General features: G+C 71.8%; 14 protein-coding genes. 11 read left to right on the top strand and 3 right to left on the bottom strand.

The window, feature by feature from the left end; all coding sequences use genetic code 11:
* Together G6R25_RS14460 and G6R25_RS14465 are read right to left on the bottom strand one after the other, a co-directional pair.
* On the bottom strand, positions 1–1115 hold a 1115-nt coding region (locus G6R25_RS14460; protein WP_163553379.1), incomplete at its 3' end, for a glycosyltransferase.
* A complete protein-coding gene (locus G6R25_RS14465) occupies positions 1112–2302 on the bottom strand; it encodes a glycosyltransferase family 4 protein (RefSeq protein WP_205447131.1) in 1191 nt (396 codons plus the stop codon). The genes G6R25_RS14465 and G6R25_RS14460, both read right to left, overlap by 4 nt.
* A 260-nt stretch (positions 2303–2562) precedes the next feature.
* On the opposite strand from G6R25_RS14465, the gene G6R25_RS14470 reads away from it, so the two are divergent.
* Together G6R25_RS14470 and G6R25_RS14475 are read left to right on the top strand one after the other, a co-directional pair.
* Positions 2563–2943, top strand: coding sequence for a DUF3099 domain-containing protein (locus G6R25_RS14470; protein ID WP_235948466.1), 381 nt, complete (start codon positions 2563–2565; stop codon positions 2941–2943).
* On the top strand, positions 2940–3824 hold the full coding sequence (locus tag G6R25_RS14475) for an SAM hydrolase/SAM-dependent halogenase family protein (protein WP_163553380.1): 885 nt from the start codon (positions 2940–2942) through the stop codon (positions 3822–3824). Before G6R25_RS14470 ends, G6R25_RS14475 begins: the two co-directional genes overlap by 4 nt.
* 7 nt (positions 3825–3831) lie before the next feature.
* Here the strand turns inward: G6R25_RS14475 and pucL are convergent, their stop codons facing one another.
* Positions 3832–4725, bottom strand: coding sequence for a factor-independent urate hydroxylase (gene pucL, locus G6R25_RS14480; RefSeq protein WP_163553381.1), 894 nt, complete (start codon positions 4723–4725; stop codon positions 3832–3834).
* A 791-nt stretch (positions 4726–5516) separates the two neighbouring features.
* Between pucL and G6R25_RS14485 the strand changes: the two genes are divergently transcribed.
* From G6R25_RS14485 to G6R25_RS14525, 9 genes are all read left to right on the top strand, one after another.
* Positions 5517–6920 carry a L,D-transpeptidase gene (locus G6R25_RS14485; protein ID WP_205447133.1) on the top strand — a complete coding sequence of 468 codons (1404 nt, stop codon included), beginning with the start codon at positions 5517–5519 and terminating at the stop codon, positions 6918–6920.
* A gap of 259 nt (positions 6921–7179) precedes the next feature.
* A complete protein-coding gene (locus G6R25_RS14490; RefSeq protein ID WP_235948464.1) occupies positions 7180–8553 on the top strand; it encodes a phosphatase PAP2 family protein in 1374 nt (457 codons plus the stop codon).
* A gap of 236 nt (positions 8554–8789) precedes the next feature.
* Positions 8790–9977, top strand: a complete 1188-nt coding sequence (locus G6R25_RS14495) for an OmpA family protein (RefSeq protein WP_163553383.1) — start codon at positions 8790–8792, stop codon at positions 9975–9977.
* Positions 9978–10048: 71 nt separating this feature from the next.
* Positions 10049–10468 carry an encapsulin-associated ferritin-like protein gene (locus G6R25_RS14500; protein ID WP_136447781.1) on the top strand — a complete coding sequence of 140 codons (420 nt, stop codon included), beginning with the start codon at positions 10049–10051 and terminating at the stop codon, positions 10466–10468.
* A complete protein-coding gene (locus tag G6R25_RS14505) occupies positions 10465–11283 on the top strand; it encodes a family 1 encapsulin nanocompartment shell protein (protein ID WP_163553384.1) in 819 nt (272 codons plus the stop codon). Before G6R25_RS14500 ends, G6R25_RS14505 begins: the two co-directional genes overlap by 4 nt.
* 270 nt (positions 11284–11553) lie before the next feature.
* Positions 11554–11748 carry a (2Fe-2S)-binding protein gene (locus G6R25_RS14510; protein WP_136447779.1) on the top strand — a complete coding sequence of 65 codons (195 nt, stop codon included), beginning with the start codon at positions 11554–11556 and terminating at the stop codon, positions 11746–11748.
* A gap of 131 nt (positions 11749–11879) precedes the next feature.
* The gene (locus tag G6R25_RS14515; protein WP_163553385.1) at positions 11880–12203 is read left to right on the top strand and encodes a hypothetical protein; all 324 of its coding nucleotides are present in this window, start codon (positions 11880–11882) and stop codon (positions 12201–12203) included.
* Positions 12185–12694 (top strand): IS1634 family transposase, encoded by a 510-nt coding sequence (locus G6R25_RS14520; RefSeq protein ID WP_163553386.1) that lies wholly within the window; start codon positions 12185–12187, stop codon positions 12692–12694. The genes G6R25_RS14515 and G6R25_RS14520 overlap by 19 nt, the downstream gene beginning before the upstream one ends.
* A 244-nt stretch (positions 12695–12938) precedes the next feature.
* On the top strand, positions 12939–13777 hold an 839-nt coding region (locus G6R25_RS14525), incomplete at its 3' end, for an RNA-guided endonuclease InsQ/TnpB family protein (RefSeq protein ID WP_163553387.1).

Genomic DNA, 13777 nt, shown 5'->3' on the forward strand with positions numbered 1-13777 from the left:
TGGCAGGTGAGGAAGCCGGCGACGGTGGCCGACCAGGTGAACTGCTCGGCCCGGGCCCGGGCGGCCGCGCGCCGCTCGGGGTCCCCGGCGGGCGAGGCCGACAGCAGGTCGACGACCGCGTCGGCGAACGTGAACCCGCTCCCGGCGGCGATCGCGCCCACGCCCGGCACCACCAGCTCGGCCAGCGCGCTGGCATGGTTCACCACGACCGGCGTACCGCTCGCGAGCGCCTCCAGGGCGGCCAGCCCGAACGTCTCCACCGGCCCCGGGGCGAGCGCGAGGTCGGCGCTGGCCAGCAGGCCAGCGAGTCGCTCGCGGTCGGCGACGAAGCCGAGGAAGGTCACGGGCAGCCCGGCGGCTCGCCGTTCCAGCCGGCCGCGGTGCGCACCGTCGCCGGCGATCACCAGGCGGACCGCAACCCGTCGGCGGACGAGTTCGGCGACCGCGTCCACGGCCGTGTCGACCCGCTTCTCCGGTGCCAGCCGGCTGGCCACGACCAGCAGCGCCTCCTGGTCCCGGGCGAATGCGCGGCGCAGCGTGCGGTCGCGGTGATCGGGGTGGAACCGGTCGAGTTCCACCCCGAGCGGGATGTGGCGCAGGTTCGGCGTGCCGAGCCGGACGAACTCTGCTGCGGCCCAGGCCGTCGTCGTGACGACCGCGTCGAACGCGGCGGCGAGCGATGCGTTCGCCCGGTCCGCCGCCGCCGTGACGGGCAGTACGCCCCGCATCGCCGATGGCGTCCACGTGCCGAGCAGCCGGTCGAGTCGTTCGTGGCTGACGACCAGTGACGGCACGCCACGGCGCCGCGCCCACCCGCCCAGGGGGCGCAGCGTCGCCCGGTCGTGAACCTCCAGCCGGTCGGGCTGCTCGCGGTCGAGCAGGTCCGCCACCCGCCACGGCTGGGTGATGACCCGGTAGCCGGTGCCGGGTAGGCGGGGCGCGCGGACCCGCAGGACCAGCGCGTCGGGGCGCTGGTCGGCCTCGTCACGCTCCCCGGGCACGATCTGCACGACCTCGTGACCGGCCGCCGTGTAGCCCGCGGCGAGGTGACGCAGCGTCGTCCGAATGCCGCCGGAGGCCGGCGCGACAAAGTTCGCCGCCTGCACGATCTTCATGGTGTCCGCCTGTGGTCTCGTCGGGCCGCCTTCCGGTCGCCCGCCAGTCCGGCGTATCCGCCGCGGCCGCCGGTGCCGAGGACGTCGCGATAGTGGCCGAGCAGTTCGTCTCCGACCGCGGTCCAGCCGCATCCGGCGACCGAGTCCCGGGCGGCCAGCGCCATGGCCGCCCGCCGCTGCGGGTCGCCGACGAGCGTGGCGACCTGGGTCCGCAGGGCCGTCGGACTCCCGGGCGCGTAGTGCAGGCCGGTGCGGCCGTGTTCCACGACGTCGAGCAGCCCGCCGGCCGCCGGGGCGACCACCGGTACCCTGCTGGCCTTCGCCTCCTGGGCGGCCTGGCAGAACGTCTCGTGCATGCCGGTGTGCACGAACACGTCCAGGCTCGCCACCGCGGCGGACAGCTCGCGTCCGCTGAGGAAACCCAGGAAGGCGGCGTCCGGCAGCGTCCGGGCGAGCGTCGAGTGTGACGGGCCGTCGCCGACGACGACGAGCCGGGTGCCCGGCAGATCGGCGACCGCGCCCAGCAGGTCCACCCGCTTCTCCCGGGCGAGCCGGCCGACATAGCCGACGAGCAGCTCGCCGCCCGGAGCGAGCCGGCGGCGCAGGTCGGCGTCGCGGTGTCCTGGATCGAAGCGTTCGAGGTCCACGCCCCGGCTCCAGCGGGCGACCCGCTGCACTCCCTGCCGGAGCAGGGCGTCGACGGAGTCCCAGGACGGGGCGAGCGTGCGTGCCGCCAGCCGGTGCACGGTGGCGAGCCAGCGCCAGATCGTGCGTTCGGCGGTGGCCAGCCCGTAGCGGGCGGCGAACGTCGCGATGTCGGTCTGGTAGACGGCGACGCTTGGTACGTCGAGCCGCCGGGCCGCGAACACCGCCTGCGCGCCGAGCCCGGCCGGGGCCGCCAGATGCACGATGTCCGGGGCGAACTCCCGCAACGCCGCGGACAGGGCGGGCCACGGCACGGCGAAGCGGAACGCCGGGTATCCGGGCAACGGCGCTGACGGCGCCCACAGCACCGGTGCGCCGGCGTGCGTGCGGGGGGCGGTGCGCCGGGCGGCCGGTGCCGGGGCCGGCGCGACGACCATCGCCTCGTGCCCGCGGTCGTGCAGATGCTCCAGGACTCGGCACACCGTGTTCGTCACCCCGTCGACGTGGGGGAGGAACGACTCGGTGATCACGGCTACGCGCACACCGAGCACGGTGGCAGGGCCTGGAGCCGTTCCGCGGACAGCCAGCCGACCGGTACGTGAACGTTCCCGCACAGCTTCGTGCGAAAGCGCCGTCCGGCCTGGGTGGCCGCGGTTCGGACGGCCGGCGGGCGGCCGGCGGGGCGCGGCGCCTGATCGCCGCCGTTTTCCCCACGCCCGGGTGAGGAGCATATTGGGAGGGGGCGATACGGGACGCGGGCGGGGACGAGCCGGGCAGGGAGAATCATCGAGGTGTACGGGTGATGTTCAAGCGGCAGGAGACGGTGCTCATCACGTCCGCCAGCCGGTCGCGGCAGTCGGACATAGACCGCCGGCAGCTGCGTTATCTGGCCTCGATGCTGTTCCGCGTCATCTGTTTCGTGCTCGCCGTGGTTGCCTTTCACGGCTGGTTGCGATTCGTCGCCGTCGCGATCGCCGTGATCCTGCCCTGGGCCGCGGTCGTCTTCGCCAACGGCGGCCCGGCCCCCGAGCGGAGCAGCCCCGCCGTCTTCGAGCCGGTCCAGACGGTGCAGGACGCGCCGGCCGCGCTGACCGCCGATCCGCACCGCGTGGTCGACAGCGAGGGTTGGGTCGACGAGGAGGGCTGGGTGCACGGCCAGCCCGGGACGCCCCCGTCGGGTTGACCTGCGTCAGCTTCCTCACCGACTACGGCCTCGCGGACGGGTTCGTCGCGGCCTGCCACGGGGTGATCCTGCGGACGGTGCCGACGGCCCGCATCATCGACATCACCCATCTCGTGCCGCCCGGTGACGTGCGACGGGCGGCGACGGTGCTCGTCCAGACGGTCGGGTCGCTGCCACGCGGTGTTCACCTCGCCGTGGTGGACCCGGGGGTGGGGACGGCCCGCCGGGCGGTGGCGTTGCGCGCGGCCGGCGGGGACCTCGTCGGCCCCGACAACGGACTGCTGATCGCCGCGGCCGAGCGGCTCGGCGGGGTCCAGGCTGCGGTGACACTGCCGGTACCAGCCGGGACGCCCGCGACGTTCCACGGCCGTGACGTGTTCGCGCCCGCCGCGGCCGAGCTCGCCGGGGGGACGGAGCTGGCCGCCCTCGGCGCACCGCTTGACCCGGCGACACTCGTCCGCCTGCCCGTCCCGCACGCCCGGCTGAGGCCGGACGGGGTACTCGAGGCCGAGGTGCTGCTCGTCGACACCTTCGGCAACGTCCAGCTCGCGGCCGCCGGGCCACTACTCGCCGACGCCGGGCTGCGCCCTCCCGCCCGAGTGCGGCTCTGGGCCGTCGTCCCCGACGCCGGTCGATCCGGCGGTGCGCCCGGTGACGAGGCCGGTGACGAGGCCGAGGGTGCAGGGACTGATCCGGTGACGCGGGTGACCGAGCTGGCCGTGGGGGTGACGTTCGCGTCGGTGCAGCCCGGCGAACTGGTGCTCTACGTGGATGCGGCGGGCATGGCCGCGCTCGCGGTCCGCGACGGCGACGCGGCTCGCGCCCTGGCCGTCGCCCCCGCGGACCGGCTCGCGATCTGCCGGGTGGGCGACGACGCCTGATGAGCGGTCAGCAGAAGCCGGGGACGGCCTGCCAGCTCGGGCCCGGGGCGGGCGCGTCGTCGCGCAGTACCGTCGCTTCGATCCGCCCGTAGGGACGGTCCGGCGCCTGGTAGACGACGTCCGGGTTGTCCAGCCCGAACGGTTCGAGGTCGACCAGGAAGTGATGCTTGTTCGGCATCGACATCCGGACCTCGGCGACCTGCGGGTGGGCGGTCAGGGCCGCCTCGCCCATCCGGTAGAGCGTCTGCTGTAGCGCCAGGCTGTGGACGCCGGCGAACGTGCTGATCAGGGACTTGCGGACGCCGTCGAACAGCGGTCCGAAGTCGTGGCCGGTCCCGATGTAACGCCAGCGGGCCGTCACCTCGGTCGCGAGGATGCGGTCGGTGGTCTCGGCGAGCGTCGTGTAGCGATCGCGGGGAAATCCCCAGAACTCCGACCCGGTCGACTTGAGCACGACCAGCCCGGCGAGTCCGGAAACGACGAATGCGGCATCGCTGTCCACCGTGACAACGGTGTTCCGTCTTTCCCCACTCGCCCGGCTGAACGCATGGTTGTGCGGTGCTCCGTCGACCGAAATCCGATTCCAGTGGTACTGCTCGATCTCTATCTGAGCGCCATCGATCCATGAGAAGGAGTCGACGAAGTGCCGGCCGAGCCGGATCGCGAAATCCTCGATCTGGCCGATTCCGTGCTCCCGGGCGAAGGCGTAGACGGTGTTTTTCTGCGCATCGGTGGTGAGGACGTGGGAGTTGTCGCCGGTCAGGTGCGCAGCGGCGAAGTCGCCGCGAAGCGCGGTGGACACGTTCAGATCGATGAGGTGATGTACCGGACCCGTGCGGTCCACGTGGACAAGGCGGATCTCCGCCTTGCCGAACTGGTTCGGTCCGAGCACGATCGCCATCGAGCCTCCCTGGTCGCGGGGACGTACGTTCCCTCGCGGTGAGGGTCGCCCAACGATGAGTCTGATTCGGTCCGGGGCCGGGCCTCGGCCCGTGGCGCCGCACCCCGCGCGGCCGGGCGGCGACCCCGGCCGGACCGCCTGTGGCCCCGCCTAATCCTGCGGCAGCGGTGTGACGGCGCGGTCCTTCCGTAGGTTTCGTGGCTGTTTCTGCCGGACGGCCGCGGGTCGTCGGTGCCCGAGGCCGCCCGATGATCGTCCCGCGGTCCCGCGGTCCCGCGGTCCCGCGGTGGCCGGGGCTGGATCCGGCTGCCGCCACCGGCCCCGCCGCCCCTGGTCCGCGGGCCGTCGATCACGGACTGCCCAACGAATGTGCGGTGTCCCGCCGGATTTCCACGGACTTCGCAATGGTCCGCCGACGGCCCCGACGGGATGTGTCGCCCGGTCGTCCCCGAGTTGCGGATTCTTACCTCTCGGCGTGACCGATTGCGCCGTCTTTGGTGGCGCCATGGGTCCTGGTCGTCGTTTTCGGTGGATCCGCGAATTGTCATCCCCGGGGCGCAACCTTATCCGGTACCTGTGCGTCGGAAGAGGTGAAAGGGGAGGGGTTTATGGGGGATACCCGGAGGGTGCTACCCTCCGTGCCTATCTGCTCCACTTGGAGTGATTGTCGGGCGGCTGACACCAGTCAATCCAGTGATCGACGGGACGAGGTGCCGACCCATGGGTACCGTTCAGACCTAGGCTTCCGTCCGGCGATGATGCCGGTCGTGTTCTTCGGAAGAGGGCATTACATGTCTCGCTCGGTAATGATTCCCTCACGTGATTCCCGTGGGTGGAGCCCGAGCCGTCCGGGTCCGCGGTCGGCCGGCACTTTCGGGCATCGTCGCCGGTGGGCGGGCGGGGTGCTCGCCTTCGTCACGGCACTGGCCGTCGCCGCCTGCTCGTCCGGCAGCTCCTCGAAGCCGGCAGGCGTCGCCGCGCCGGATCCCGCGGCGAGCGTGACCGTCACCCCGGGCGACGACATGACAGGGGTCACCCTCACCGATCACGTCGTCGTCCGCGCCAACGCCCCGCTGGCCGACGTGAGCGTCGCCCGGGAGGCGAGCGCGTCCGAGAAGACCGAGACGGGGGTGCTGCTCGGCACCTTCTCGGCCGACCGGCGCACGTGGACGTCCACGGGCGGCCTGTTCTCCGACTCCCGCTACCAGGTCGCCGCCACCACCGGCCCGGCAGCCCGGATCGTCGGGACGAAGTCGGTGCGCACGAGTTTCGTCACCGGGGTTCCGGCGAAGTCGTTCAAGGTCTCCTGGGACCCGGTCGCCGGGCAGACGGTCGGGGTCGGCGCGCCGATCAGCCTGACCTTCAGCGCCCCCGCGCCGGACCGCGCCGCCGTGCAGCGCATGCTGTCCGTGCGTACCGACCCGCCGGTCCTCGGTGCCTGGAACTGGATCTCCAACCGGCTCGTCGTCTGGCGCCCGCAGCAGTACTGGGCGCCGGGAACGAAGGTGCATGTGGAGGCGGACCTCGCCGGATACGACGCAGGCGGAGGACGCCTCGGCGTGAAGGACCGGGCGATGGACTTCGTCGTCGGCTCGGCGCAGATCTCCAAGGTTGACGCCGCCGCCCACATCATGCAGGTGTTCCGCAACGGGCAGTTGCTGCGCACGATGCCGGTGAGCCTCGGCAAGCCCACATCCCCGTCGATGGACGGTCCCCACAACGTCCTCGGCAAGTCGCCCGAGGTGATTATGGACTCGGCGACGGTGGGCATCCCGAAGGGCAACCCGGATTACTACTACGAAAAGGTCCAGTGGGCGGTGAACTACACCAGTGGCGGGCAGTACGTGCACTCCGCACCCTGGTCCGTGGCCTCCCAGGGGCGGGCGAACGTCTCCCACGGCTGCGTGAACGCCTCCCGGGCCGACGCGCAGTGGTTTTACGGCATCAGCCGGCTCGGTGACATCGTCGACATCGCCAACACCGGCCGCCCGCCGGACACCAGCCAGCTCGGGAACTTCTGGTCGGTGCCGTGGGCGGTCTGGAAGGCGGGCAGCGCGCTGCCCGTGTCGGACCAGCCCGAGACGGCGGCGCCCACCGCGCCGGCGGCCAGCACCGTCGTACCGGGTGCCTCGGGTGCCTCGGGTGCCTCGGGTCCGTCCGCTGTGCCCGGGGCCACTGGGGCCGGCGGCGCCTGAACCGATCCCCTTCCGGCGGCCGACCGGTCACCACCCGCGCGGGTGGTGACCGGTCGGCCGCCGTGCGGGGGTAATCGGCGTCGCGTCGGCGTCGTCCTGGCGCGTGCCGCAGTGTGCCCGACGTCGCGGCCGGACCTCGCCGGGAGCGCGGCGGTTTCCTGCTGAACGGGCACGCAGGAATTTCGGTGAATTTCCGTCCGGACCGGGTCGCCGATCGGCCCGTGACGGCACCAATCGGCCCATGCTGTTGAGTGGAAGCATGAAGAGCGCGCTGTCGCGGCGCCCCGGCGGGCCGTGGCCGGGTGGGGCGGACGTGCAGGGCTGGCGTGGCGACCCCAGCCGGAGCGAGGGCCGGTCCGGGAAGAGCGCGACGGTCGGGAAGAGTGCGACGTTCGAGGGGTGCATTGTGAGGCGCTTGCGCAACCAGGCCACCGGTCTGCCGGTCTGGTGGGTGGAGCTGCTGATGTTGGCCGTCCTGTACTACTCGTACACCGGCACTCGATCCGTCGCCGACGCCTCGGCCGGCGAGGCGATGCGGATGGGCCACGACCTGCTGCGGTTCGAGACCTTCCTGCACGTTGACATCGAGCTCAGCCTCAACCGGTGGCTGCAGAACGTTCCGGTGCTGGCGGTCGTTTGCTGTTACTACTACGCGACGCTGCACTTCGTGGTCACGCCGGGCATGTTGGTGTGGACGCACCGCCGGCACACCCGGCACTACGCGCAGATCCGCTGGACGCTCGCGGTGACCACGCTGATCTGCCTGCTCGGGTTCTTCCTCTTCCCGACGGCGCCGCCCCGCCTGCTCACCGGCACCTCGTACACCGACACCATGTCGCACTTTGCGGGCTGGGGCTGGTGGAGTGGCAGCGCCAGCGCCGCCCCGAACGGCCTGGAGAGGCTGACCAACCAGTACGCGGCGCTGCCGTCGCTGCACTGCGGCTGGTCGCTGTGGTGCGGGTTCCTGCTCGTGCGCTTCGGACGCCGGCGGGTAACCCGGATCCTCGGGGTGCTTTACCCGGCGGCCACGTTCTTCGTCGTCATGTCGACCGCGAACCACTACCTGCTCGACGCGGTGGCCGGCTGGATGGTCCTCGGAGTCGCCGCCGGTTCCGTTGCGCTGGTGTTCGCCTGGCGCCGACGGGTCCGGGCGACCCCGGCCGCGGTTGCGAACGTCGGTAGGTCGGGCGCGGCGCCCGTCGCGCCTGCCGCCTCGGCCACGGCCTCGGCCACGGCGGCGGCGGCCACGGCCTTGGTCACGGCGGCGCGTCCCCGTGCCGATCCGGACGTGGCCGCCGATCCGGAGCCGGCCATGGACCAGGATCCGACCGCGGGCCCAAGCCGCGCCGCAGACGCCTTGGTGCCCGACTCGTCTGAGTCGTCGGAGCTGTTCGGTCAGCCCGAGTCGTCCGAGTCGCAGGGGTCGTCCGAGTCGTCCGAGTCGTCCGCAGATCCGACCGCGGCCCGGCCGGCGCCGCCGGCGGAACCCGCCTCGCCGCGGGCGGCGCCGGCCGCCGGACGACAGGAGACGCCGGGCGCGGCGACGGTGCCCCCCGTGCCTGCTCCCACCATGCCCGAGTTGTCGTTGCGGTCGGAGCGGGTCGTCCGACCGGATGGTGCGCGCGCGGTCTGATCCGGGCGAGTCCCGCCCGGCCCAGGGATCGCGATGACGGAGCGTCCTGAATGGGCGGTTTGTCAGCCCCCGGTGTGTTGCCTGGGTGGGCGATGTGCGAAGGTTGTGTCGTGGCCGGTGTCGGCCGCGTAGCCTCCCCGCCGCCTGTCCAGGCCGCGTCGCGGAAGATGCATGTCCGACCCTTCCGCGCCGTCCCGGGTTGCGCGTCTGGTCCGATCCAGCTCGGAGTCCGATCGATGTCCCCGTCCTTGGCCGCGCGACTGCACCGTCCCCGCCCGGTCGCGTTCGCCGTGTCGTTGGTGTTGGCCTGGCTGCTGCTCGCCCTGATCGCTTTCGCGCTGCGCCGCGGCCCCATCCAGGATGACCTGGCCGCGCGGGCGACGGCTGCCGTCCGGGCGGCCGGGGGCGTGCACGCCCAGGTACGCATCGAGGGTCGGGAGGCGATCGTGTCCGGGCGTTTCCCCAACGCGGCCGCCGCGGAACAGGCACGGGTCTCGGCCGCGGTCTCCGGCACCACGTCGGCCCGCCTCGGCGGCGATGTGGTGATTGCCACTCGCCCGGCCAAGCCGCTGGTGCTCGCCGTGGCCGGAGGCGGCCTGGCGGTCACCGCGACCGTGCCTGACGGGGCGAGCCGCGCCGCACTGCTCGCCGCCGTCGCCGATGCGGCCGGCGGTACGGTGCGTGGTCAGGTGCTCGTCGACCCGGCGGCCGTCGAGCCGCCGGTGGAGGCCGTCGCCGCCCTCGCCACGGCGCTGCGCGGGGTGGCCGGCGAACACTCCGCGACGGTTTCCGGCACGACCGTCGCCCTCACCGGTGGTGCGCCCGACGAGGCCGCCCGCCGCCGGCTCGGCGCCGCGGTGCTGGCCGCGACGAGTTCCGCCGTCCCCGGCGCCACGCTGGCGAACCATGTCGCCGTCACCCGCGCCGGATCCGGCTCCGCCGCCCGGCCCGGTCGCGCCCCGGCCGCGAGCCAGCAGTCGGGATCGTCCGCGCCGGGCGGCACCGCCACCGACTCGGGGACGACCGCCACCGGTTCGGGGGCGACCTCCACCGGTTCGTCCGGCACCTTGGCGGCCGTGCGGGCCGCCCTCGACGGTCACGGCGTCACCTTCCCGGTGGCCGGGGCGCGGCTGACCCCGTCGGCGCGGGCCCGCCTGGACAAGGTCGCCGAGGCGCTGCGCGGCGGGGATCTCGCCGTTCTCGTCGGCGGCCACACCGACATCTCGGGGCCGCCCGCGCTCAACCAGGCGCTGTCGCTGAACCGGGCCCAGACCGCCGCCGACTACCTGACGGGCCGGGGCGTGCCCGCTGATCTCGTGCGGGCCGCGGGCTTCGGAGCACGCGAACCGATCGGGAACAATCGCACCCCGCAGGGCCGTGCCGCCAACCGTCGCATCGAGATCATCCCGTTGCCGTCGCGCTGAGGACGGCGACGGTGCGTGGGATGTCACAACCGTTGCGGCGTAACACCGGGTCGGCGTGGTAGGCAGACGACATGGGCGACTCAAGCATGGGGCTGCACGAGCAGCCCGACAAGCTCTCCGCGCTGACGGTCGACCGCCACCGGGCGATTGTCTCGCTGATGGAGGAGCTGGAGGCCGTCGACTGGTACGACCAGCGGGTCGACGCCGCGACGGACCCGGACCTGGTGCAGGTACTGGCGCACAACCGGGACGAGGAGAAGGAACACGCGGCGATGACGCTGGAATGGCTGCGTCGCCACGACCCGGTACTGGACACCCAGCTACGGACCTACCTGTTCACCGCCGGGCCGGTGACCGAGGCCGAGGCGGATGCCATGGGGCCGCGCGGCTCCGGCGAGGCCGGCGGCGCGGGCACGGTGGCGCAGCGGCAGGCGGCGGGGCCCGGTGACGGCTCCCTCGGAATCGGCAGTCTGAAAGGTGTAGGCGAGTGAATCATCTGCTGCGTGGCCATGCCCCGCTGACGGACGCTGCCTGGAAGGCGGTGGACGACGAGGCGAAGGCCCGGCTCACGATGAACCTGGCCGCCCGCAAGGTGGTGGACTTCGCCGGGCCGCACGGCTGGGATTACTCCGCCACCCCGCTGGGCCGGGTCGGCTCGCTGTCCTCGCCGCCGGCGGACGGGGTGCAGGCCCGGGTCCGCAAGGTGCAGCCGGTCATCGAGCTGCGCGTCGGCTTCACCCTGGACCGCGCCCAGCTCGCCGACGCCGACCGCGGCGCCGACGACATCGACCTCGCGCCGCTGGAGGAGGCGGTGCGCCGCATCGCCGTCACCGAGAACTCGGTCGTCTTCCACGGCTACGACCAGGCAGGCCTGGTCGGCATCACGCAGGCGTCGGCGCATCCCCAGCTGCCGCTGGCGGCGGGGACCGACACTTGGCCGCGTACCGTGGCCAAGGCCATCGCTCTGCTGCGCCGTGCCGGCATCGCCGGGCCGTACGCCCTGGCCCTCGAGCCGGACGGCTACACCGCGGTGATCGAGACCGCCGAGCACGGCGGCTACCTGCTGCTCGCCCATCTCCAGCAGATCCTCGACGGGCCCGTCGTCCAGGCCCCCGGGGTCACCGGCGCGGTCGTGCTCAGCCTGCGCGGCGGCGACTTCGTGCTCGAGTCCGGCCAGGATCTCTCGATCGGGTACGCGTCGCACACGACGGACACCGTCGACCTGTACCTGGAGGAGAGCTTCACCTTTCGGGTGACCGAGCCGGACGCGGCTGTTGCGCTCCTGCCGGCCGCCGGGGGCGTGTAGCCGACGGCGGTATGGGGTCGGACGGGCCGATCAGACCCCGCTTCCCGGGTCGGTCGGCCCATATTCGTGGGATCCGGGGACGCAGGTGCCCGGTGAGGACAGGCGATACGGCCGTCTTGCGCCGAGGGGCTCACCCGTGGCACCCTGCAATTAGGGAAGCCTAAGCTAAGGCGTCGGTCCGTCAGGGCTGGCGCCGCGGTTTTCCGGGCAGGGTTCGCCAACTGCCGGCCAGCCCCGGGTGGGCTGGCCGCCTCGGGCTGGTGAGGTGCGGTGCTCGTCTGTTCTTGCTTCGCGGTGTCCGACCGGACGCTACGCAACGTGATCGCCGCCGGTGCTCGGGATGTGGACGAGATCGGCGAGCGTTGCGCCGCCGGCACGGGCTGCGGCGGCTGCGTCGAGGAGATCGAGGATCTGCTGGACGTCGTCGCTCCCCGCTGTGCCAGGTTGATAGCCAAGGCGAGCTAGCCCGAGTTTCCGGACTCGCGGGTAGCTTAACCCTTCTCGTCATGATCGTCAGCCTGGCTCGGGCGTCTGACCTGCGTCGTTACGTGACCAGATCATTGCGATCATGACTGGGAAGGTGTAGTACCTAAAAAGTGGCGTCGATCGTGAAGAAGCGGATCTCGGGGAAGACGTATCTCTATGCCGCGACGTCTGCCCGGGTCGATGGCCAGCCCCGGATCGTCGACCAGGTCTACCTCGGTGCCGAAGACGAGGTGATCGCCCGGCTGACCGGGCAGGCGGGCGGGGGTGATCCGGCGCTGCCGGCCGCTACCGTGCACCGCCGGTTCGGTGACGTCGCCGCGGTCTGGAGCGTGCTGACCCGCCTGGACGTGGCCGGGATCATCGACACCCTGGTCGGGGACGCGAAGGTCAGTGGCGGGGTGACGGTCCAGCCCGGGTGCTGGCCGTCGAGCTGACCGGCGACACCCCGGCCACGTTCCGGCTGACCTGGCGTCGTGACGAGACCAGCCAGACGACGCTGGAGGAGGAGATCTTCGGTAAACGGATCCTCGTGACCGACCACGACGACTGGACGGTCGAGCAGGTCATCGACGCCTACCGCTCCCAGGAGGACCTCGAGGCCGGCTTCCGCCAGGCCAAGGACCCGCATGTCGTCTCCTTCTCCCCGATCCGCCATTTCACCGACCACAAGATCCGGATGCACCTGTTCACCTGCGTGCTCGCCCTCGCGGTCGCACACCTGATGCGCCGCGAGGCCGAACGCGCCGGCCTGCGCCTGTCGGTACCGGCCCTGCTCGGTGAACTCGGCGGGATCGGCGAGACCGTGCTGCTCCACCAGGGCGAACGCGGCCGACCCCGAGCCCGGCGGATGCTCACCCGGATGGAGCCGGTCCAGCACCAGCTCCACGACCTGTTCGATCTTGGGCGGTACGCACCTCGACGGTGAGTTAGGTACTACACCCAAATCAAGATCGATTTTTCTCTCACCTACGAAAAGGCTTGGAAGAGACCAAGATCGATGGAAACTCGGGCTAGGGTTCACCCCGCCCGCGTACTGTTTCTGCGATGTTCCGTCACTCTTGGTAGCGTCGTCGGCGTGACTATGAAACGTAGCGCGCAGGACCCGTCGTTCAGGGCGGGGTTGGCGCATCAACAACGGTTCCGACCTGTCGAACAGGTGTGCTATTCTGATGGCTGTGGGAAGCCGGACGGCCAAGCGGGCATACCGTTACCGGTTCTACCCGGATTCGGAGCAGTCCGCGCAGCTTGCCGTGACGTTTGGTTGTGTTCGCTACGTGTACAACCGGGCGCTCGCCGAGCGGTCCCGGGCATGGGGGGAGGAGCAGCGCCGGGTCACCAATGCCGATACCAGCAGGATGCTCACCGAGTGGAAGCGGGATCCGGAGACGCTGTGGTTGGCCGAACCGTCGAAAGGCCCGTTGCAGGCCATACTGCGGCATCTTCATTCGGCGTTTGTGAACTTCTGGGCGAAGCGGGCGGGCTTTCCATCGTTTAAGAAGAAGGGTCGGACCGTCGATGCGGCGACCTACTTCCGTGGTTGTTTCACCTACCGGGATGGTCGGGCCAGGTTGGCGAAGCAGGGCCGGCCGTTGGACGTCGTCTGGTCTCGTCCGCTGCCTGCGGGTGCGGTGCCGTCGCAGGTGACGGTGTTGTGGAACAGCCGCGGCCAGTTCCACCTGTCGATCTTGGTCGAGGAGGCTGTGGCGAGTCTGCCGCCGGTGGACGTGCGGGTGGGGGTCGATGCGGGGATCACCGCGCTGGTGGCGCTGTCGACGGGGGAGAAGGTCATCAACCCGAAGCGCGAGGAATGGGACCGTGTCCGGCTCGCCCGCGCCCAGCGGAACCTTGCCCGCAAGCAGAAGGGCTCGGTGAACCGGGCGAAGGCCCGCGCGAGGGTCGCCCGGATCTATGGTCGGATCGCCGATCGGCGCCGGGATTGTCTGCACACGCTGTCCACGAGGCTGGTCCGTGAGAACCAAATGGTGGCCCTCGAGGACCTGCCTGTCCG

It is taken from the genome of Candidatus Frankia alpina (assembly GCF_902806485.1).
Taxonomy (GTDB): domain Bacteria; phylum Actinomycetota; class Actinomycetes; order Frankiales; family Frankiaceae; genus Frankia; species Frankia alpina.

Bases quoted from the DNA above. Each gene is read 5' to 3' on its own strand.
- G6R25_RS14470 (WP_235948466.1), top strand. From the start codon at position 2,563: ATGTTCAAGCGGCAGGAGACGGTGCTCATCACGTCCGCCAGCCGGTCG.
- pucL (WP_163553381.1), bottom strand. From the start codon at position 4,725: ATGGCGATCGTGCTCGGACCGAACCAGTTCGGCAAGGCGGAGATCCGC.
- G6R25_RS14485 (WP_205447133.1), top strand. From the start codon at position 5,517: ATGTCTCGCTCGGTAATGATTCCCTCACGTGATTCCCGTGGGTGGAGC.
- G6R25_RS14490 (WP_235948464.1), top strand. From the start codon at position 7,180: ATGAAGAGCGCGCTGTCGCGGCGCCCCGGCGGGCCGTGGCCGGGTGGG.
- G6R25_RS14495 (WP_163553383.1), top strand. From the start codon at position 8,790: ATGTCCCCGTCCTTGGCCGCGCGACTGCACCGTCCCCGCCCGGTCGCG.
- G6R25_RS14500 (WP_136447781.1), top strand. From the start codon at position 10,049: ATGGGCGACTCAAGCATGGGGCTGCACGAGCAGCCCGACAAGCTCTCC.